The 19,957-nt window shown below is 59.1% G+C and carries 22 protein-coding genes; 3 read left to right on the forward strand and 19 right to left on the reverse strand.

Annotation, left to right across the window (positions count from 1 at the left end):
- Positions 1-7: 7 nt before the first annotated feature.
- The 19 genes from C814_RS21705 to gpr all read right to left on the reverse strand — a co-directional run bounded on the left by C814_RS21705 (position 8) and on the right by gpr (position 16,764).
- Complete coding sequence (locus C814_RS21705; RefSeq protein ID WP_016317611.1) at positions 8-979, reverse strand: hypothetical protein; 972 nt, start codon at positions 977-979, stop codon at positions 8-10.
- Positions 976-1,353, reverse strand: a complete 378-nt coding sequence (locus tag C814_RS21710) for a hypothetical protein (RefSeq protein WP_016317612.1) — start codon at positions 1,351-1,353, stop codon at positions 976-978. The genes C814_RS21705 and C814_RS21710 overlap by 4 nt, the downstream gene beginning before the upstream one ends.
- Positions 1,354-1,366: 13 nt before the next feature.
- Complete coding sequence (locus C814_RS21715) at positions 1,367-1,936, reverse strand: hypothetical protein (RefSeq protein WP_016317613.1); 570 nt, start codon at positions 1,934-1,936, stop codon at positions 1,367-1,369.
- Entirely contained in the window at positions 1,933-2,307 is a 375-nt protein-coding gene (locus tag C814_RS21720) for a hypothetical protein (protein WP_016317614.1), read from the reverse strand. Before C814_RS21720 ends, C814_RS21715 begins: the two co-directional genes overlap by 4 nt.
- A complete protein-coding gene (locus C814_RS21725; RefSeq protein WP_016317615.1) occupies positions 2,304-2,690 on the reverse strand; it encodes a hypothetical protein in 387 nt (128 codons plus the stop codon). The genes C814_RS21720 and C814_RS21725 overlap by 4 nt, the downstream gene beginning before the upstream one ends.
- Positions 2,691-2,704: 14 nt before the next feature.
- Entirely contained in the window at positions 2,705-3,703 is a 999-nt protein-coding gene (locus C814_RS21730) for a hypothetical protein (protein WP_016317616.1), read from the reverse strand.
- 13 nt (positions 3,704-3,716) lie between these two features.
- Positions 3,717-4,157: a hypothetical protein gene (locus tag C814_RS21735; protein WP_016317617.1), complete on the reverse strand. Its 441-nt coding sequence runs from the start codon at positions 4,155-4,157 to the stop codon at positions 3,717-3,719.
- Positions 4,135-4,503, reverse strand: coding sequence for a hypothetical protein (locus C814_RS21740; RefSeq protein WP_016317618.1), 369 nt, complete (start codon positions 4,501-4,503; stop codon positions 4,135-4,137). The genes C814_RS21735 and C814_RS21740 overlap by 23 nt, the downstream gene beginning before the upstream one ends.
- The gene (locus tag C814_RS21745) at positions 4,500-5,027 is read right to left on the reverse strand and encodes a hypothetical protein (protein WP_207637144.1); all 528 of its coding nucleotides are present in this window, start codon (positions 5,025-5,027) and stop codon (positions 4,500-4,502) included. The genes C814_RS21740 and C814_RS21745 overlap by 4 nt, the downstream gene beginning before the upstream one ends.
- Positions 5,028-5,037: 10 nt before the next feature.
- On the reverse strand, positions 5,038-6,057 hold the full coding sequence (locus C814_RS21750) for a phage major capsid protein (RefSeq protein WP_016317620.1): 1,020 nt from the start codon (positions 6,055-6,057) through the stop codon (positions 5,038-5,040).
- Positions 6,058-6,087: 30 nt separating this feature from the next.
- Positions 6,088-7,038: a hypothetical protein gene (locus C814_RS21755; RefSeq protein WP_016317621.1), complete on the reverse strand. Its 951-nt coding sequence runs from the start codon at positions 7,036-7,038 to the stop codon at positions 6,088-6,090.
- Positions 7,035-8,192, reverse strand: coding sequence for a phage portal protein (locus C814_RS21760; RefSeq protein WP_016317622.1), 1,158 nt, complete (start codon positions 8,190-8,192; stop codon positions 7,035-7,037). The genes C814_RS21755 and C814_RS21760 overlap by 4 nt, the downstream gene beginning before the upstream one ends.
- A gap of 165 nt (positions 8,193-8,357) precedes the next feature.
- Entirely contained in the window at positions 8,358-9,614 is a 1,257-nt protein-coding gene (locus C814_RS21765; protein WP_016317623.1) for a PBSX family phage terminase large subunit, read from the reverse strand.
- On the reverse strand, positions 9,604-10,116 hold the full coding sequence (locus tag C814_RS0105965; RefSeq protein WP_022788629.1) for a hypothetical protein: 513 nt from the start codon (positions 10,114-10,116) through the stop codon (positions 9,604-9,606). Before C814_RS0105965 ends, C814_RS21765 begins: the two co-directional genes overlap by 11 nt.
- A gap of 239 nt (positions 10,117-10,355) precedes the next feature.
- Positions 10,356-11,834, reverse strand: a complete 1,479-nt coding sequence (locus C814_RS21770) for a TrkH family potassium uptake protein (protein ID WP_016317625.1) — start codon at positions 11,832-11,834, stop codon at positions 10,356-10,358.
- Between the two features lie 18 nt (positions 11,835-11,852).
- Positions 11,853-13,313, reverse strand: coding sequence for a Trk system potassium transporter TrkA (trkA, locus tag C814_RS21775; protein ID WP_369750581.1), 1,461 nt, complete (start codon positions 13,311-13,313; stop codon positions 11,853-11,855).
- A gap of 709 nt (positions 13,314-14,022) precedes the next feature.
- Complete coding sequence (locus C814_RS21780) at positions 14,023-14,424, reverse strand: hypothetical protein (protein WP_016317627.1); 402 nt, start codon at positions 14,422-14,424, stop codon at positions 14,023-14,025.
- 114 nt (positions 14,425-14,538) lie between these two features.
- The gene (spoIIP, locus tag C814_RS0105970; RefSeq protein ID WP_016317628.1) at positions 14,539-15,702 is read right to left on the reverse strand and encodes a stage II sporulation protein P; all 1,164 of its coding nucleotides are present in this window, start codon (positions 15,700-15,702) and stop codon (positions 14,539-14,541) included.
- A 189-nt stretch (positions 15,703-15,891) separates the two neighbouring features.
- Complete coding sequence (gpr, locus tag C814_RS21785) at positions 15,892-16,764, reverse strand: GPR endopeptidase (protein ID WP_016317629.1); 873 nt, start codon at positions 16,762-16,764, stop codon at positions 15,892-15,894.
- Positions 16,765-17,004: 240 nt separating this feature from the next.
- Between gpr and C814_RS0105975 the strand changes: the two genes are divergently transcribed.
- From C814_RS0105975 to murD, 3 genes are all read left to right on the forward strand, one after another.
- Positions 17,005-17,169 (forward strand): hypothetical protein, encoded by a 165-nt coding sequence (locus C814_RS0105975; protein ID WP_016317630.1) that lies wholly within the window; start codon positions 17,005-17,007, stop codon positions 17,167-17,169.
- Positions 17,170-17,183: 14 nt separating this feature from the next.
- Complete coding sequence (gene alr, locus C814_RS21790; protein ID WP_016317631.1) at positions 17,184-18,377, forward strand: alanine racemase; 1,194 nt, start codon at positions 17,184-17,186, stop codon at positions 18,375-18,377.
- A 75-nt stretch (positions 18,378-18,452) separates the two neighbouring features.
- A complete protein-coding gene (murD, locus tag C814_RS21795) occupies positions 18,453-19,844 on the forward strand; it encodes a UDP-N-acetylmuramoyl-L-alanine--D-glutamate ligase (RefSeq protein WP_016317632.1) in 1,392 nt (463 codons plus the stop codon).
- Positions 19,845-19,957: the final 113 nt, after the last annotated feature.

The following is a 19,957-nucleotide window of genomic DNA, read 5'->3' on the forward strand; positions in this document are numbered from 1 at the left end:
TCCCCTTTCACACATAGTTGATATCAAGCAGGGTCAGCGTGGTGGTATAGCCGCCTTCCCCGAGGCGGTGCCGCACCTGCTGGACGAACAGCCCGCTTCTGGTGGTGTACCCATCATCCAGATCGACCCGGTCACCGAAAGCCGCCTCCAGCAGGCCGGGACAGGTCGCGGTAATGACCAGCTTGCCCAGCATCGACCTTCTCACCCGCAGCCTGCCGTCCAGCCAGCCGCCCTCGGTCCCCTCGCTGTATTCCGGCCCGGGGATCAGGCAGCGGATCCGCTGGATATTGAGCGTCGAAGCCTCCGGGTTGGTGTAGCTGTAGCTGTAAGCCCCATTGTTGTCCCGGATGAGAAATTTGCTGACCGGTGCATACCGGTTGTTGACCACCCGCAGGCTTGCGTAGTGTATCGCGTCCTCCCTGCGGTTGGAGATTTGCAGGGTTTTCCCGCGCGGCGGGTTGACGGTACAGATCACATCCCCTTCATCGTTGAGATAAGCGGTACCACGCGCAGCACTGCGGCAGAAGTTGGAGAACGCCTCCCATTCACTGGTGCCCTTGACGATCTGGTACTGGCTGAAAAACGGGTTGTCGACCCCGATGACGGTGGGAAATCCGTACGGGCTGAGATGGTCAGAGATGATCTCCCGCAGGTAGACATTGGTGTAGAGCTTGGGGACCGCCTCGTTATCGAGGAGGAGAGCGCCCACACTGCGGGCCGCGATCTTGAGCCTGCGCCCCTCGTCGGTATGGGAAAGGCAGGTTTCATCGACCAGCCCATAGAACAGCCGCTGTTCCCCGTGAAAGAGGAGCAGACGCATCAGTTCGGTGTTCATCGCCTGCTCGCAGGGGAACACCGCCTCAAGCGACTGGGCGGGCGAATCGTAGGACTTGACCAGCTCGAACTCGACCGGGTGGTCAAAGGTGAAGGTGTCCTTCGCACCGTAAGCGATAAACCGCAGCTTTGCCGGGTCGATCATTCCTCCTGCACCCCCTTGCGCTCGGTTTCGGTAAATTCGACCGCGTAGCTGAGGATTCTCCCATCCCCCTGGGCGGTATAGCTGAACCGGGAGACGACCGCCTCGAACTGTTGGCCGGTGGGTAGATAGAGCATCCCGGATGCACTGTCATCACAGAGCGCAGCAATGGCACGCAGTTTGGCAGCGGCGGTGTCAGCGTTGGAGGTGTCGAACACCTCCCCTTCGCACCGCACGACCCGGCAGCGCGGGCCGAGCGGCTGGGAGAGGGTACCGTAAGCGGGCAGCAGATGCGCGGCGATATTCTGCACATATGAAACACTGATCCTGCGGGGATTGGGCTGGAAGGTATGGTTTTTATACTGTAAATTGGTCAAATAGAGTCCTCCTTTACCCGAAAGCGTCCATCTCGTTTGAAAGCGGATGCGGATACCGGCGCGCCTGGGTTTTGAGCCGGTCATTGACCAGCCCTAACAGATCGAGATCACCGCTGACGGGAGTACGGTAGGTCACCGAAACAGCGGTCTCGGCGCTGTCCGCTTCGGCCCCGTCAAATGCGAGGGATTCCCCCGGCCCGGCGGTTTCCCGAACCGAAAAGGCGAGCGGCTCGGGGAGCCGGCTTTCCTGCGTCATAGCAGGCAGCGCATCGGGAATCCGGGCTTCCGGCAGGGTAGTGGACAGCGCCTGCGGCTGCTGAGGGTTCCGAACCGAAGCATGGAAGCTTTGAGGCAGACCACCATCCGGGGCCGAAGCGGAGAGCAGCTGCGGCACCTCTGAACCGGAGATTTCCATAGAAAGGCGGCTTGGCTCACCGACCGGTCGGGTGGTGTCAAGATACATCCCCCATACCATTGGGACGTCGAGCTTTTCCGGGGTGGTGACCGAAGAACGCGCCTCGATGAATCTGGCGTAAACCTCGAGATTTTTTGCAAGGTCCGCATTGACGTTATAGCCGTTCAAACCGCACCCTCCTCACCGGAAAACCCCGCATTCACGCCGCACTCATCGTACCAGACCTCCCCGCTGCCGTCCGGCTCAAAATAGAGCCGGACGAGGTCAGCGATCTGGCCGGCACTGAACCGGCGCAGGACCTCTTCGGGGGAACCGGCAGCATCCGGCCCATCGAGCGCCTGCCAGAGCAGGACCGCATTCCCCGCAACCGCCTGTTTCTGCCTGCCGGGAAGGTCCGCCCCTGGGAGATGTTCCAGCAGGCGTTCGACCGCACCGGGAAACTGCAATTCCTGCCAAGCGGAGCGGCGGTGAAACCGGAAGTCCCGCCCCAGATAGGGGACAGAGAACCGGTTTTCGGGGAGACAACCGGCCCGGCTCAAAGTGCAACCTCCATCCGCGAGGAAGCAACTGCGGTGACCGTCTCATAGACAAGGTCGTTCAGACCGATTGCCTCATCGACGCCCGACCATTCGCATCCGGAATAGATGATCTTGCGGTCAGGGCGCACCACCACGATATTGAAGTTGGAAAGGTTGTGGAACCGGACTTCTGCCGCGGAGCCGCCGCAGATGACCACGCGGGAAAGCTCGATCAGGTACTTGACCCGCCCCCCAACCGTCCCGACCGGCTCATCCGAGCCGAACGCCTCGACGAACCGGCTTTCCCGGGAGGTTTTGGCCTTATAGCTCTGTGCGGCAGCGAGCCGCTTCCCGTCTACCTCGATATAGACATCCTTACTGGTAGGAAAAGAAACCAATGCCATACAGACACCTCCATTCAGATAGAAATTTCAGCCGAAATCACGATCTGGCTGATCTCGGGCGCGATTGAGAACGAGAGGGTTGCCACGCAGACCGACGGGTCCTTCGGGTGTGCGGCAACGACCGGGGGCAGAAAGCTGTCGATCACCCCTTCGAGACGCCTCGCCTCGAGTTCGACGGTCAGCTGGGACGCAATGCTCTCGCGGGTAGCGGAGGAATTTTTCATTCCCCGCAGGCGGGCGCGCACCGCGTACCGCAGCCCGGAAACCACCTCATCAACCGCGAGCACAGTAGAGACTGCGGAGAAGGTGCGGTCGGGCAACCCGTCTGTAAGGGTGTGGGAGGTCACCGCGCGGATGCATTCGACCACACCGCCCACCTGTTCAAACGGTGTGACGCCGGCAGCGAGCAGCATTCCCACCTGGCCATCCGAGAGAGAGCCATCGAAGGTGCCAGAGAAGGGCAGTTCGGCGCCGTTGTAACAGCCCGCGGCCCCTTCCCGAGCGATCAACGCGGCGAACGCGGCAGCGGTACGCAGGGTGCAGGACCCGCCGTCGCAGGCGACCGCCAGCCGTTCGCAGTTGAGCTGCCGGGCGATTGCGGCAGCGTCCTCCGGCTCGGAAACCGCGAGCACCCCGAACCGTTCCCGACCGGCGGTTCTGCATTCAGCGAGATGTGCAGCGAACGCCTCGCCGCCTCCATCCGAAACGACCACCCGGACCTCTTCGATCCCGGCAATTGCGTCGAACGCCTCCGCATAGTCCTCCCCGGCCGGAACCGCCCGCACCGGCGCACACCCCGCGTCAAGCAGGGCAAAAACCATCTGCTGGAGCGCGGAATTTTCGCCAAGCGCGGCGGCATCCTCCCGGGTATGGACGACTGTACAGCCTTGCGGCGCATCCGCACCGGCCTGCCCCACGGCGGCAACGGTCCTGACCGCGTTTCCGGAAGCGGCCGCGCGCACCGAGCTGCTGATAAATACGCCCGGCCGCATGGTATTTGGAATCTGGATCATAAAACCCCTCCTGTCATTTGATGTTTGCACGAATGATGATCCGGTCGAACGAGCCGCTGTCGGGGTCGGCTCCGGCGAGTATCCCATCGAGTACAGCGGTAGCGGTCATGCAGAACGCATCGAATCCCCTATCGTACGAGATGGTCCCGCAGTGGACCTCCCGGATGCCGAGTTTTGGGACGAGCACCCCGCAGAGCAGCTCGAACACCTCATGGCAGCCGGGGGAATGGCCGGCCGGACAAAGAATATCGAACCGTAGGGTGAGCTGGATCTGGCTGCCGCCGGACGGGACCGAGGGAAATCCAACCCCGTCAATCCCGACAGCAAGCGCACATCCGCCCGGCCTGCGGTGGGATTCCGAGGGGAACTCCCCGGTCACCCTTACCCCATAGGGAGAGAACTGCCCGGCGAGCAGTTCAGCGAACTCCCGTTTAATGGATAAAAACTGTTCCATCGTCTACCTCCTGATCCGCAGGTTTGAGGGAAGCCCAGCGATAGACCGCCTCCCCCCGGAACCGGAATTCATGGCAGGTCACCACGAGATAGCGGGCTGTTTCGGTCTCGAGGATGGTGCCGCTCTCGACCAGTTCCCCACCCCCGTCAGGCGGACCGTAATAATAGAACTGACGGGGGTCCTCCCGTCCGAACCGGGAGTGGAGAACCGGCTCGCCGGTGCCGAGCTGGTTGGTATGCGGCCGGGGCTGGATGCAGGCGAAGAAGGAGAAGACCTCCCCATCCCGAACGATACGGACCGGCTCGCCGCACCGTTCGATCGCCCCGCGCAGCGCAGCGGGGGTCATCCTTCCACCTGCCAGAGACCGGCGAACCCGGGTTCGAGCAGGCCGGCAGCCTTGGCCAGCAGCAGGTCCCGCAGAGTACGCGCACCTGAGCTTCCTCCGTTCCCGCTTGATTCGGAGACCGAAATATCGCCGATCTTGAGGCTCTGCGCCTCTCCGCCGGAGGAAACCAGCGAATACTGATAAAAGGCTTCTCCCGCAGCGGCAAGCACCAGACGGGGATCGTCTGCCGGTTCGGGGGCTTCACTTTCCGGAGGTGTCCCACCCCCCGTGGGTGGTTTCTCCTCTCCCGCCGGAGATGTCCCATCCTCGATGGGTGGTACTTCCTCCCCTTCCGGAGGCATTCCCTCATCGGGCTTCCCCTCTCCCACCGGAGGAGATTCCCCCTCCGGCGGAACGATCGGCTTACGCATCGACTCGATCCATGCGGCAGCGGCTTCGCAAAGCGGAATCCATGGAGCAACGGATTCCTCGTCCAGCCGCGCGAACTGCGCAAACTGGCGGATAACCGGTTCCAACAGCATCAAAACCACCTCCTCACGCTTTGAGTTTGAGCACCTTACAGGCATCGGGAAAAATTTTTGCAAACCCGGAGGTCGCGGTAACAGCGGCACGTTCGAGCTGGGAGTCGATCAGGCGGTCGGCGTCCACAGCGATCTCGCCCGCAGTGACCATCTCGAGGGCAAAATTCTTGTCAAGTGCAACGATGGTACCCGCAGGCACCGCCTTGGAGCGGATCACATTGGCCCCCAGCGGGGTGCCGACCATACCGCTGCCGGTAAAGTTCAGCCCAGCGACCGGATCCCGCAGCTCGGTAAGGGTCAGCAGCTTCTGCATCATGTCAGGGGAAGCAATCAACGTATTCATCTGGAACTCATCGAAAGCCGACCAGAGGCTGAGCAGGTCGGCATAGGTAAGCGCACCTGCACCGGCGGTTTCGACCACCGCAGCCGGATTGTTGTTGGCATGATCCGGGCCGTCGCCGTTGATGAGCACATCGACCGCATCCGCGAGCTGGGCCTTGGTGATATAAGCGCCGATCTGCTTGAGGGTGACGGTGAACAGATCAATCCGCTGGAACCGGACAGCCTCATAGGAAGCAACAAGCATTCTTCCGCGCTTGACCATCTTCACGAGATTGTCCTTAAGTTTGACGACTGTTTCCGGAATCTCCGCCCCCTCTGCAACGACTTTTGCCTCCACATCATGGCCGGCGGCGGTGGTAATGGTGCGGTAGTCGAGCGAGTTAATGACCGTCCGGGAGGCGATGATGTTGTTGATGGCAGCGGTTTCGTCCGCCCCCTGCATGACCGCGCGTGCGACATATTCGGGAAAGAGGGCGGCAGAATCGGCAGTGCTGAAAAACTTGGAGACGGGATCGCTGTTTGCACCGCTGACCCGGATATCGAACCGTTTGAGCTGGCGCTGGAAGGCGTCCATCCCGGCGAGATCGGTTCCGGCATAGTTTGCGGAAGGGTCAAGCTTCTCGAGCTGGGCGGAGAACGGCACACCGGACTTGTACATCGACTTGTCGAGTTTGATGTTCTGGTAATTCATACAAAAGATTCCTCCATTCAAAAAGTGGTGTCAGATACAGAACGCCTGATTGTCGGGCGCGGGTTTGGATGTCCCGCCGAGCTGTAGGCTGGGCGGGGTTCCCTGCATACTGGAAAGCCCGCGGCAGAAGGCTTCGAGCTGTCCGGCATCCATCCCTTTTGCGACCTCACCAACCGTACCGGCGGGGACCGAGGGCAGAGCGAAAGCGGCGAGCGCGACCATCTTGCGGCGGAGCCGGTCGAGACGTGCGCGGCCGTCCTCGGCGAGGGATTCGAGCGACCGCAACTGATCCGCGAGGGCGGCGGCCTGCGCCGGGTCGAGCAGAACCTCCTGGCCGCTTTCAAGCGCCTTTCGCAGCTGGCCGGGCTCCGCGGCAGAAAACTGCTTGGTCACCCCGGCATTGCGCTGGGCGGGCACAGCTACGAATGACCATTCATACGCGTCGGTCGGCTCCTCCAGTTCCCGCCAGCACAGGACGCCATTGTAGACCTCTCCGGGACGGTGCCCGCAGGGCTGATCGCGCAGATCAGCGCCGCAGACCGAGCAAAGCACCTTCCCCACTGCACACCCGACGCTGACCTCTTTTTTGATGCCCGCGTCAATCTCGAGAATCAGGTCCTCATTTTTGGGGCAGCGCACCATATACGCCCAGGCCCTTAACGCCCGATAAGGCTCGCCGTTTTCGACCACCCGTCCATCATCGGTCTCGACCGCTGTTTCAAAGATGCGGGCGGTCTGGTTCTGGCCTTTGGGGTCATGGTTGAAGATACCGGTTTTGCCGACGAAAAGCGAAGCGAGCTTCTGGAGCGCACCGGACGAAAACCGTTCCCCGTCGCGGTCAACCGCGTTATCGCAGAGCAGGAGCGAAAAGACATACACCTCATCCGCTTCCAATGCCCGCCTGGAAAACCGGTTGATCGCCTCGAGCTGGGCAGCAGATACCTCCCCACCCAAATTTTTCAGGATCAAAGCCTGTTTCATATCTGATTTCCCTCCTTTTGGAGCTGTTGTTCGAGCTGGTCGGCCTGCAAATTGGTCAGACGGGCATTTGCGAGTTCCAGCTCGTCCTGTAAATTGATGTTGTCCCACGCAATCCCGGCTTCACAGGTATATCCCCGGAGCCGCAGGAAGAGGTTGCAGATTTTGAGGATCGCGGGTTCCACCAGCCTCCGGTAGCTTTCCAGCTCGGAGGTAAGGATGTCTGCCTGCTGGGCGCTCATCCGCTCGGTGGTAGACCAGTTCAGGCCGAGCAGGAAGGGCGGAATTCCCAGCTTGGCGACGATCTGTTCGAGCATCTGCCGCACCGGTATTTCGGTGTCGATCATCTGGTTATCAGCGCCGATCACCTTAATATCGACATCCCCGACCGCGACAAAATCCTTGATGTTGCCGGCCTTGCTGGAAGCCATCGCATCCCCCCACTCCCGAGCGATATTCCCGGCAATTTCTTTGGCATACGCGCGGTCGAGCGAACCGGCGCCGGGTTTGTAGGTGACCGCATACCGCAGGTTGGCGATCCGCTCAAAGTTCTGTCCCATCGAAGCATAGATTTTCATGAGCACATCGCAGACGAACGGCAGGCCGCTCAAAATCGACTCTCCGCGCAGTTGGCCGGCAGGTGGATTAAGCGCGGAACAGACGATCAGCTGCGGATAGGGCACCGGGACGGGGACCGCCCCATTTCTGGCGGCGCAGACCCGCACCTCAAATGGCGACTCCCCCTCCTGGAAATGCAGGTTGCGCACCGAGGCGTTGTAAAGCCCGGCGATCGACTCCCCGTCGCGGGAGAGGACGATCTCGCCGGCCGCATTGCCATAGAGGAGCAGGCTGTCGAGATACTGCCGTAAAAACGCCTCAAACCCCTGGGACATACCGCCCACCGGAACCTCTCGGAACAATTGTTCCAGTTCGGCCTGCGCGCGGGGATTCGAGCAAACCGGCCTGCACCCACCGGTGAGCCGTCCGATCTTGTCGATTGCCGCATCGACCACCGGGATCGAGCGGCGCAGCCCGTCATAGACTGCGCAGTCCCGGGTGTAGAGGGGGAGCATCCCGTTCCAGGCGGCGCATGGCTCCCGCGCGGTTTGAACAGAGCGCGCCGCCTCCCCTCTTTTCCACAGGTTGGAAAATTTCAATGAGAAATCCCTCCTTACCTAAAATAATGGAACCCCATTCTGCATCTGGCGAAATTCACCATGGATTCCCTTGCCTTTTTTAAGCCTAGATCAAACAGTTCGCCAGCCTTTGCACCTGCTTACGAGAAGATACTTTGCGCCTGGCTGGCTATACACGCTGCTGTGTCAGCCCCCGCCGCGGCTGCACGCGGCGAAGAAAGCGCCGCCCTCCGGCTCGTCGAGGACGGTAGCAGCGAAATACCGCATATCGTCCATCGCATGGTCATGCTCCTTGACGGGGCAATCCCGACCGGCGCGGCCATCCCAGCGGTAGAGGGAGAACTCCCGGATCAACCCTTCACACCGGCGGGAAAACCGGAGTTTCCCCTGTTTGAGCAGGCTTCCGACCAGCCGGATGCCATCAGCGACGCTATTTTTGGCGGGGATGACAAAAAACCTTCCATGCCTGCGGATGCAGGCGATAAAGCTGGCGGCCGACGGGTCGACGATCACCGCCTCAACTTCCCGCGTACCGGCAAGCGACTCCAATGCCTGATAATATTCCTCATCGGTCATCTGGCGCCCTTCCCTGCGGGAGTCATAGTAGAACTCGTCCAGCCGATACCAAACCCCATCCCTCTCCCCCCACAGCCCCATGGAAGTGGGGTTGACGGTGCCATAATCGCAGGAGAGGAAGAACCTGCGGCAGGCAGGCGGCTGATCGAACAGATGCACCGCAGGATCAAACATTGGGTAAACCGCCCCCTGCGCAGCGACCCATTTCCCCAACACAAACCGCTCGTAGAAACTGCCTGAATAAAGGGATTCATAGCGGGCGAGCACCGCAGGAGAAAGGGACGGGTTATCGCGCATGGCAAAATGCAGATAGAGGGCGTTCCGGGCCTCTGCGCGGCAGATCCATTCGGTATAAAACCAGTGAGCCGGGTGCTCCGGGTTGCAGCTGAACCAGAACCGCGCGCCTTCCACCGAACATCGGGCGAGCGCCTGTTCGACGAACGAACGGGGCATCAGGGCGACCTCGTCGAACAGCACGCCGGCGAGGGTGGCCCCCTGGATGAGAGCGGCGCTTCCTTCATCCCTTCCCCCAAACAGGTAGAACCGGTTGGACCGTCTGCCGCGGGAGATTTCGATGTATCCGCGTGACGGGTGGTCTGCACACCGGAATCCCAGCTCCCCCAGACAGGCGGTCAGAGGCGTGACGAGGTTACGCCGGAGAGAAAGGACAGTGCGCCCGCAGAGGGCGAAACTCTGGCGGTCGAAACAGGCCATCGCCCAGCTAACGAACCCGACCGACAGGCAGAAGGTCTTACCGCTGCGCACCGCCCCATCGCAGATGACCGCACAGCATCCGGCATGAGGGCTGTCTGGATGCCACCAACTGATGGCGGCGAGCTGTTTCCGGGAAAACCGTTCAATCTTCACGCCCCTGCTCCCCTTTCGGCCCCGCGAGCGCATTTGCCGAGCGGGAGAGTGCATCGAGCAGCGGAGATTCGGCTTCCCCGCCTTCCCCCTCCAACCCAGCGAGGAGGGAGAGCGCTTTCAGCCGGTCGAAGAATTTCAGCTCAACCCCTCCGCCCTTGGGGTACTTTACCTCTGCGAGGTGAAACAACAGATCGGGCGGCAGCGGGTCTGCCCCATCCGCCAGCTGCACCTCTTCCCGACCGTACCCAGCCCCGAGGGCGAGCCGTTCCAAACCGGACCTTGCGCGTGCCGCAGGGGCACAGAAGGCAAGCGCCTTTGTCAGCCGGGCGATTCTCCTGCGTAGGCCGTACTCCCCGAGCAGCAGACATGCGGTGCGTGCGGGATCGCCGTCTATCGGGATACCAGAACGCACAGCAGCCTCTTCCGGCTCGAATCCACGTGCCACAAAGATGCAGAATAATTTTTTTGCCTGCACTAGATCAACCTGATCCGTAACCATCAACTCCTTTCACCCCTCCGTCCAAAAACGAAAAAGGTGCAGAAAAACTGCACCTTTCAAAAAATTTTAAAAAAAAAGAGTAAAGAAACGAGCATTAAAATACGAATAGTATTTTAATGCTCGTTTCAAACAAATTGTTATAAAAATTCGAACGGTGTGTACATCCCCGCGAATCCGGGGAATGCCTCGAACACTCGATCCCATAGGCATGGAAGCTGCGAAGGGGGACACCGCCCGCCGTTTTACACCATGGAAACTTTGCCGCGCTGGGACGCACGCCGCCAGACGGAAGGCAGCAGCAGGGTCAGCATGGGGAAGATCTCGAGCCGGCCAAAGAGCATGTCCATCGTCAGGACGAGCTTGCTCAGGCCGGAATAGGCTGAAAAATTCTCCATGGGGCCGACCGCACCCAACCCCGGCCCGATATTATTGAGGCAGGAGAGCACAGCCGTGATGTTGGATTCGAGCGAAAAATTATCCTTGGAGATGACTAACAGGGAAACCACCCCGATCAGGCAGTAGAAGGTCATATAGACGTTGACGCCATGCAGGGTATCCTCCCCGACAACCTCCTGATCCATCCGTACCAGGTTGACTTCACGCGGGTTAATCATCCGGCGGATGGTCTGTCTGGCATTTTTGAGAAGGAGCAGCCCGCGCGAGACTTTGATACCGCCGCCGGTCGAACCGGCGGATGCGCCAATGACCATCAAGACGACAAGGATGGTACGAGAGAACTCAGGCCAGAGGTTGAAGTCGGTGGTAGCGAACCCGGAGGTGGTCATAATCGACGCGACCTGGAAAAAGGCATGGTGTAAGGAATCCCCAAAATTCCCATTGAAGAGCGGCAGTGTATTGTATCCGATCAGCAGTGTAGCCGCCGTCACGATGCCGAGATAGGCACGCAGCTCTTCATTGAAGAACGCGCGTGAAAATTCGCGGAGGAGCAGCAGGTAGTAGATGCTGAAATTGATTCCGAAGAGCACCATAAACACAGCGATGATATTCTGCTGCAAAAAGGTATAACGCACACAGCTATCGTTCAGCACTCCGAACCCTCCGGTTCCAGCAGTACCGAACGAGATGCAGACGCTGTCGAAGAGCGGCATACCACTCAGAAGGAGCAGCCCCATCTGGACCACCGTCATGACACAGTAGATCGCATAAAGGATGACTGCGGTCTTGCGCATTTTGGGGGCGAGCTTGCCAACCTCGGGGCCGGGGCTTTCGGCGCGCATGAGGTGAAGTGAGGAGCCAGACCCCTGTGCCATCGGCAGGATGGCGAGCAGGAAGACCAGAACGCCCATGCCGCCCAGCCAGTGGGTGAAGCTGCGCCAGTAAAGGAGGCCATGCGGCATCGCTTCCACGCTGGTTAAAATGCTTGCGCCGGTGGTGGTAAACCCGGAGACGGTTTCAAACAGCGCGTCGATAAAATGGGGGATCTCACGGCTGATGAAGAAGGGCAGCGCCCCGAACACCGACATGACGATCCAGACCAGGGCAACAATCACCAACCCATCCCGCGCATAAAAATGGCGTTCTTTGGGCTTGAGGAAAAAGCTCGCCGCACTGACCACGAGCAGCAGCAAAATGGCGATCAAGAAGCCGTAAACAGCGCTTGATTCCCCGCGGGCCAGCGAGATCGCCAGCCCCGGGAGCATAAACAGGGCCTGGATCCGGAGGATATACCCCAGGATATAGGCCAGCATCCGATAGTTCATCCTTTCATCCCCCCTGGATCAGCTCCGGTTGGGGTCGGTGGTGCCGTAGGTATTGGCGGGGACCGGCCCATCCAAAAAGATGTCATTGAGGTCTTTATACAACCTGTCCGAGGTGGTGACAACAACGACCGTATCGTTCAGTTCGATCGTGTCATTACCCCTTGGGATGATAACCTTCCCATACCGGGTAATGCAGGCGATCAGGATTCCCTTTTTGAGCTGGATCTGGGCAAGGGTTTCCCCGAGATGGCGGGTGGTGGCGTTGGCGCGGAACTCGAGCGCCTCTACCATGTCATCCACCAGCCGGTGCAGGGTGAGCACCGAACCGCCGCTGGTGTTCTGCATCGCCCGGACATACCGCACGATGTCATTGGCAGTGATCTGTTTTGGGCTGATGACGCAGTCGATCCCCTTATCGCGGAAGACCTCGGTGTATTCGGTGCGGTTGATCTTGGTGACCACCTTGGGCACGCCCAGATGGTTGGCATACATCGAAACGATCAGGTTTTCCTCGTCCATATCGGTAAGGGTAACCACCGCATCGGTTTCACGGATTCCCTCTTCGAGCAGGACCTCCTGGTTGGCGCCCGCCCCATGGATAATGGTGGCCTTGGGGAGCATTTCAGCGAGTTCGAGGCAGCGTTCCCGCCGCTGCTCAATGATCTTGACCGCGACCCCGGCGCCGAGCAGGCTCATAGCGAGGTAATAGGCGATCCGGCTCCCGCCGATAATCATGACATCGCGGACCTTGTGCGTCACCAGCCCCAGATGTTTGATCAGGGAGGTCAGCTCATGGGAAGGGGCGGTGACATAGATTTTATCTTTTTTCTGCAAGCAGAAGTTACCGTCCGGGATATAGGCTTTCCCTTCCCGCTCGACCGCGCAGACAAGCACATTGACCTTGGCGATTTTATAAAGCTCGGAGAGCTTCTGCCCGTCGAGCAGGCCGCCCTCGCGCAAAATCAGTTCAACGATCTCCACTTTTCCCTTGGCAAACGAGTCCCGCCGCAGGAACGACGGGAACTGAAGCAGTTTAAAGGTTTCTCTTGCGGCCGCGAGTTCGGGGTTGATGGTCAGGCTCAACCCCAGTTCTTCCTTCAGGAAGATCAGCTGTTCCGCATATTCGGGATTGCGGACGCGGGCAATCGTGTGCGCATCCCCGAGCTTGCGCGCAACGATGCAGCAGAGCATATTCAATTCATCCGCAGAGGTTGCCGCGATCAGCAGATCACAGTTTGCAACATTCGCCTGCTTCTGCACTTTCAGGCTCGCGCCGTTGCCATGCACGACCATGACGTCGAGCGTCTCGACCGATTCCTGCAAAACGTCCTTATTGCTGTCGATGACTACGATGTCGTGCCCTTCTTTCGAGAGCTGTTTGGTCAGATTGTAGCCCACCTTGCCATCGCCTACAATTACAATCTTCATCCGTTGGGCCTCCCATTCAAGCTGCGGATTCCAGGTCCGCATTCCTGTCATTCAAACGGTTCCAGATAACACGTTTATAGTAGCACGTAATTGTGAAAGATACAAGGAAAATCTTTAAACCTGTATTCATAATCAGGGGATACCGGATAGGCGAGGAATTGTGTTGATTTCTTTCTGCAAGGGGGCTTTTTCACTTGCAAAAAGCCCCCTCTTGCCGCATCGCGGCAATTCACCCGAAAAAAGCGCTTCACAGGATAAAGTGTTCCGCGCTCATCTCGCGCTAAGAGCCCGCCTTCGGCGGGTTGCGCTCGAAACGCTTCGCTGCGGCTCGCAGTGCGGAACGCGTCGGGGGCTCCGCCCCTCGACCCTGCCACCTTTGAAAAGGTGGACGAAACTTTTGGATAAAGAACAGATAAAAAGCGCACTTTGTCCCATCGGGGAGGGGCCTGCGGCGAGGGGTCACCGACCCCTCGCCCGTAAGGCAAACTGAGGGGGCATCGCGCTTTGCGCGCTTCGGGCTGAAAGCCCGGGAAGACCCCCGAAGAAGGGCGCTTGCGCCCCGGAAGTTTGGGCTGGAACCCAAACTTCCGTTGCCTCACTGCCCCTCGACCCCGCGATTTTTTGAAAAAAATCGAGTAAAACTTTAAATAATGGAAACCGGAGAAAAAATGGAAAGATGGAAGCGACCTGCATCATCCCAAAAAAGAACCTGTGAAAAAGGCGCTTGGAAAAGCACCTCTTTCACAGATCTGGGCAGGTTTCATCCAATATTGGTTTGTTCCCCATACTCCTGGGATTCAACGTTTTGACGAAATTGATTCTCTCTATACGAAATGTAAAATTTGTTCCAGCTATAAACCGCAAGGCTGTAGGCCTGCTCAAGCAGCCGTACCGACTGTGGCGTGGTCAGGCTGGCGTAGGTTTTCCGCCCCTGTTCGAGCCGGTTGAAGGGATCGAGAGAGAGGGTGTAGTTTTGCCCAAGAAACTGGGCATTCCAGACAAGTTGGGAGGTTTGGGAAAGGGCGAGCGCGGGGGAAGGCGCCGTATTTTCATATTGGGAGTTGGTGGAATCGACCCAGAAAAAGAGGGTGACCCAGCCCGCCGCCATGAGGGTCAGCAGGAAAGATACAAAAAACAGCCTAAAATCCTTTTGATTTGTCATTCTTTTTCACATCCTTAACGAGTAGTAGCATCTTTACGAGAAGGGGCATCCCGCCTGCGGGGGGCTGTCACTTCGACGCAGGTTCGCTGGCAGCCAGCCCGAAGAGAACACTTGCTATTCCTCCGCCTGCTCCATATTGGCAAGGAGCAGTTTGGCGAGCGAATTGCCGATCAGCTCTGCGGAATAGATGCTTTCATCGAGGGTGTTTGCATTGGAGCCGATCTCGAGCAGGAGTGACCCAGTGGTCAGGTCCATGTTATACTTGCGGTAGCAGAAGAAAATCGGACGGGTGAGTTGGGGATAGTCCTGCTCGACCGCATCCTGCAAAGAAGCTGCAAACCGCAGGTTCTGCCGCCATTCGGGAACGCCCATTGTGCCGTCCTCGCATCCGGTGATAATCATGAGCTGGGCGGCTTTGCGGCCGTTGATCTCGACCACCGGCTTGACGATCAGGTCGGATTCCCGCTGGATCGCATCCCGATGCACATCCAGCGCGATCTTGATGGTCGGATATTTTTCCAGATAGGACTTGATCGTCTCGGCGCTGCGTTCATAGGAGCCATTGTAGGAGGGGTAGTCGTGCTGGGTGGTGTCGTGCACAACCCCGATCCCCGCATCGGACAGTACCTGCTCCAGGGCATTGCCCACAGCCACCATATTTTTGTGGTTATCGGTATCCCGCCAGGTGTTCCGCGTGTCGTAGGTTTCGCTGTCATACGGCTCATAGCTTTCGGTAGCATGGGTGTGGAAGATCAGGACCTGCGGCGCGTCGGTCCGCTCGAGGGTGAGGTTCATCCCCTGCTCCATGATCTCTACGATCTCACTGTCCGGCTCGTCGGTATAGTTGCGCAGTTTGCCAGCGCCATACCGCAACAGGTTTTTCGCGGTGCCGGCCATATTCTCCTGCAATAGCGTCCCGCGATATTCCTCTGGTATTTCGGGTGGGGGGTCCTTTGCAGGGGAAGGGTCGGTGACGACCGGTTCCTCTTCCTCATTCACAGAGGGACTGGGCTGGCTCGACGCAGGCGGGGGTTCCAAATCTGGGTTTTCCTCGTCCGGCCAGTCAGAGATGTAAGGCTCTACCTCCGATTCCTCTCCCTGGGTTCGATATTCCTGATCGAGCCTGTCCCGAAAACGGGATTCCAAAAGTTCGATCGAGCCTTCCGGCATGTTGACCATTGCGGAAAGCAGAGCGGCCTGTTCGGGCAGCCTGCTCAGATCGAGCGGGGACATCCGGAGTGCTGCCAGGGAAAGGGGGATGACGAAGATTGCAGTCATAGCCGCCGGGAGATACCGACGGCGAATGCGTCCAGACCGTTTCAGCTTGACCGCCTCCCCACAACCGAGTTCAAAAATCAGATTCCCTTCATCTTATGCGGGGAGGGGCAGGAATTATGCCGCTGCATCCGGGCTTCCCTGCCGGGCAGGCTGGTCAAAAGGCAGGATGGCCGGTGGGACAGAGCATGGTCAGGAAACCAGATAACTGATCTCCTCGAGCGAGAGCTGGGGCTGCAAAGCGGCGTTGAGGGCCAGCGAGAGATGTTTGGCGCCCCGCTCGATGAGGGCGTCGACGTCGCGGGGAGTAACCATCATGGCGCGCGCTTCCTCCGGGACACGGGATTCGTCCTCGCATCCGAGCAAGCCGCAGACGAGGGTGCCGCCATCGACGACTGTAGGAATTCCCAGCGAGAGGACCGGCACACCAAGCGACTGACGCGAAAGCTCCTTGCGGGCATTCAGCACACCCGATCCGGGGGAGATGCCGCTGTCTGAAAGCTGGATGGTGCATCCGAGCCGTTCAGGGGAACCGGCGGCCAGCGCATCGACCGCCACCACAGCCGCCGGGGAGAGATCGCGGACGATCGAAAGGATGATCTCGCCGGTTTCAATGCCGGTCTGCCCGAGCACGCCGGGAGCGATTGCCGCGACCGGCCGCAGCCCGGAGAGGCCGGTCTGTTCGGCGAGCTGGGCCGGGATATGGCGGGTAGCGAGTATCTGACGGACGGTCAGCGGGCCGAGCGCATCGGGTGTAATCTGTGCGTTCCCCAGCCCCACTACCAGCACCATCCCTTCGGGCGGCAGCATCCTGCGCAGTTCCTCCGCGAGCAGATGGGTCACCTCATCAGCAGGATTCACCGGACCGCCGATCGGCGGCATCCCGACAGTGACATACCGCCCGACCGGCTTACCGAGCTGCTTTGCGGCCTGCTGGCTGGTGATCTCGACAGCAGTGACCCGAATCCCCTCCTGCTCCCGTTCCGAGCAGGAAACGCCGTCCGGCAGCCTGTCCCGGAATGGCGCGGCCGATTCGACCGCGAGATCGGTTCTGAAAAGATGCATACATATTCCCCCAAACTGTGATAATCCAATATAAATTTCCTTGTTCGGTTGTAAAACCGGAAGGGTTGGTGTATATTATAAAGGAAACGCTGAAAAAGGATGCTTTTGATTCTTTTTAGCCCGCGGCGATCCCGCCCAGGGGGCTGTTGCAAACGGCCTTGTTTCATGATAATACAATCAAAGTACGCGAAACAAACGGTTTTTTACCAGGAAACACAAAAACAAAGGATAGGAGACAAGATGGCAAAACGAAAACTGGGGCTGAAAATACTCGCTGTCGGCATAGTGATATTGTTGGTTGCGCTCCTGCTTTTATTCAATACCAACTCGATCTGGGCGCTGGTGACGCTTGGAGCATCAATTCTACTCAACGCCATCGGCTTGACGATGGTGATTGCGAAATAAAGGGGATACTTCCAATGGATTATCTACATCGCACATGGGCGGAGATCGACCTGGACAGCATCCGTCACAACTTCCGGGAGCTGAAAAAGCGGCTTTCGGGAAGCTGCCTGACAATGGCGGTAGTCAAGGCGGACGCCTATGGACACGGGGACGGATTTGTCTCCCGCACGCTGCAAGCGGAAGGCGCGGATTGGTTTGGCGTTTCCAATATCAACGAGGCGATCTCGCTGCGCCGTCAGGAGGTCAAAAAGCCGATTCTGATTCTGGGGTTCACCCCGCCCGAGCTGGCCGGGGAGCTGAACCGGCTGAACGTCTCCCAGACAGTTTATTCGCCTGATTACGCGAACGCCCTCTCGGAAGCCGCCCAGCGGCAGGGTGTCCGGGTTGACTGCCATATCAAGGTGGACACCGGCATGTCCCGGATCGGCTTTTACGCCCAACGGTCGCAGGCCGCACAGGCTGCGGAGGAGATTGCACAGACCTGCTCGCTCCCGGGGCTTTCCTGCACCGGTATCTTCACCCATTTTGCCTGTGCAGACGAGTACAATCCGGACAGCGCTGCCTATACCAGAGGACAGTTCCAGGCGTTTCTGGATACACTCAAGCTTTTGGAGACGAGGGGAATTCATTTTGCGCTCCGGCACTGCTGCAACAGCGCGGGAGCGCTTGCCTATCCGGAGATGCATCTGGACATGGTGCGGCTCGGGGTGGTGCTCTATGGGCTGAACCCGTCCGCAGAATGCGCCGGGATGGCAGCTCTTCGTCCGGCGATGTCTCTCTATACGACGGTTACAATGGTCAAAGAGCTGGAGGAAGGGGTTGCGGTCAGCTATGGCAGACGGTATGCCGCAGGGGAAGGTGGCCGGACGATCGCCTCGATCGCGGTCGGATACGCGGACGGATACCGCCGCAGCTTCACCAACCGGGGCAGAGTGCTGATCCATGGGCAGTTCGCGCAGGTAACAGGGGCGGTCTGTATGGACCAGATGATGGTCGACGTGACCGGGATTTCGCAGATACAGACGGGCGACCGGGTGACGCTGCTCGGCGCGGACGGGGAAAACCGGATCACACTGGATGATTTTGCGGCGGTGAACGGAACGATCAACTATGAGGAATGCTGCCTGATCGGGCGGCGGGTTCCGCGTGTTTACATAGAGGGCGGCAGAGAGTCCGCGGTGGTCGACTATGTGGTCGCGCCTCTGTGACCCCGCCTGCATAGCGGGCATAGAACGGAGCCACACTGAAATTGTTTGAAAAATCGAAAATCTGGAGGCATGGATATGGACAGCAGGGTCAAACACTTTTTGGAGGAGATCAAGGGCAAACGGGTGACCGTGATCGGCATAGGCGTAAGCCATTCGGACCTGATCTTCCGTCTGAACGACTGGGGCGCAAAGGTCACCGCCTGCGACAAGCGCACCCGGGAACAGGTAGGGCAGGCGCTTTGCAGCAACTTTGAAGCGCAGGGGATCACCCTGCACCTTGGCCCCGACTATCTGGAGGGGATCGACGCAGACATCGTCCTGCGCACACCGGGCATGAAATTCCATCTGCCGGTCCTGGAGGAGCTGCGCAAAAATGGCGTCGCCGTGACCAGTGAGATGGAGCTGTTTTTTGAACTCTGTCCCTGCCGGACGATCGCGGTGACCGGCAGCGACGGTAAGACCACCAGCACCACCCTGATTTCCGAGATTCTGAAAGAGGCGGGATACCGGGTGCATCTGGGCGGCAATATCGGACGGGCACTGCTGCCGGACATTGAGGATGTGCGGGAAAATGATTTTGCTGTGGTGGAGCTTTCGAGTTTCCAGCTAATCTCGATGCGGCGCAGCCCGGACATTGCGGTTATTACCAACATCACCCCCAACCATCTGGATATGCACAAGGACATGCAGGAATATGTGGATGCGAAAAAGAACATCTTCCAGCATCAGGGGGCGTTTTCCCGGACGGTTCTGGGGGTGGACAACGACCTTGCCGCATCGTTCGTAGGGCAGACGAGGGGCCAGACATTCGAATTCTCGACCGAACATCCGGTAAGGTCGGGGGCATACCTTGGCGGGGACGGTATTCTCTATATGTCAATCAATGGGGAGGCGCAGAAGGTCATCCACGCGAGCGACATCCGGATTCCCGGCCGGCACAACATCAAAAACTATCTTGGGGCGATCTGTGCGGTCTGGGGATACGTGGATCGCGAAGCGATTTATAATGTGGCGACCGAATTCGCGGGAGTGGAGCACCGGATTGAGCTGGTGCGGGAGCTGGACGGCGTGAGATGGTACAACGACTCGATCGCCACCACCCCGACCCGTACGATGGCAGGGCTGGCCGCGTTCGACCAGCGGCTGATCCTTCTGGCTGGCGGCTACGATAAGAAAATCCCGTTTGAGCCGCTCGCCCCCAAACTGGCGGAGAAGGTCAAGCTGCTGATCCTGACCGGCACCACTGCTGACAAGATCGAAGCGGCAGTCAAAGCCTGCGGCAGCTACGACCCCGCACAGCTCACCATCCTGCGGGCGAAGGATCTGGAACAAGCGGTGCAGATCGCGCGGGAGAACGCCAAAGCGGGGGACATCGTGTCGCTCTCGCCCGCCTGTGCAAGTTATGATGCGTTCCCCAACTTTGAGGTACGCGGACGGTATTATAAAGAGCTGGTCAACGCCCTTTAAAGACAACGAAAGTTTGGGTTCCAGACCAAAACAACGCCCATCGCTTCTCGGGCTTTCAGCCCGAAGCGCGTTTCACGCGACGCTCGGGCAGGATGCGCCTTGCGGGCTAGGGG

Origin of the sequence: Anaerotruncus sp. G3(2012), from assembly GCF_000403395.2 — a bacterium.
Taxonomy (GTDB): Bacteria; Bacillota; Clostridia; order Oscillospirales; family Ruminococcaceae; genus Anaerotruncus.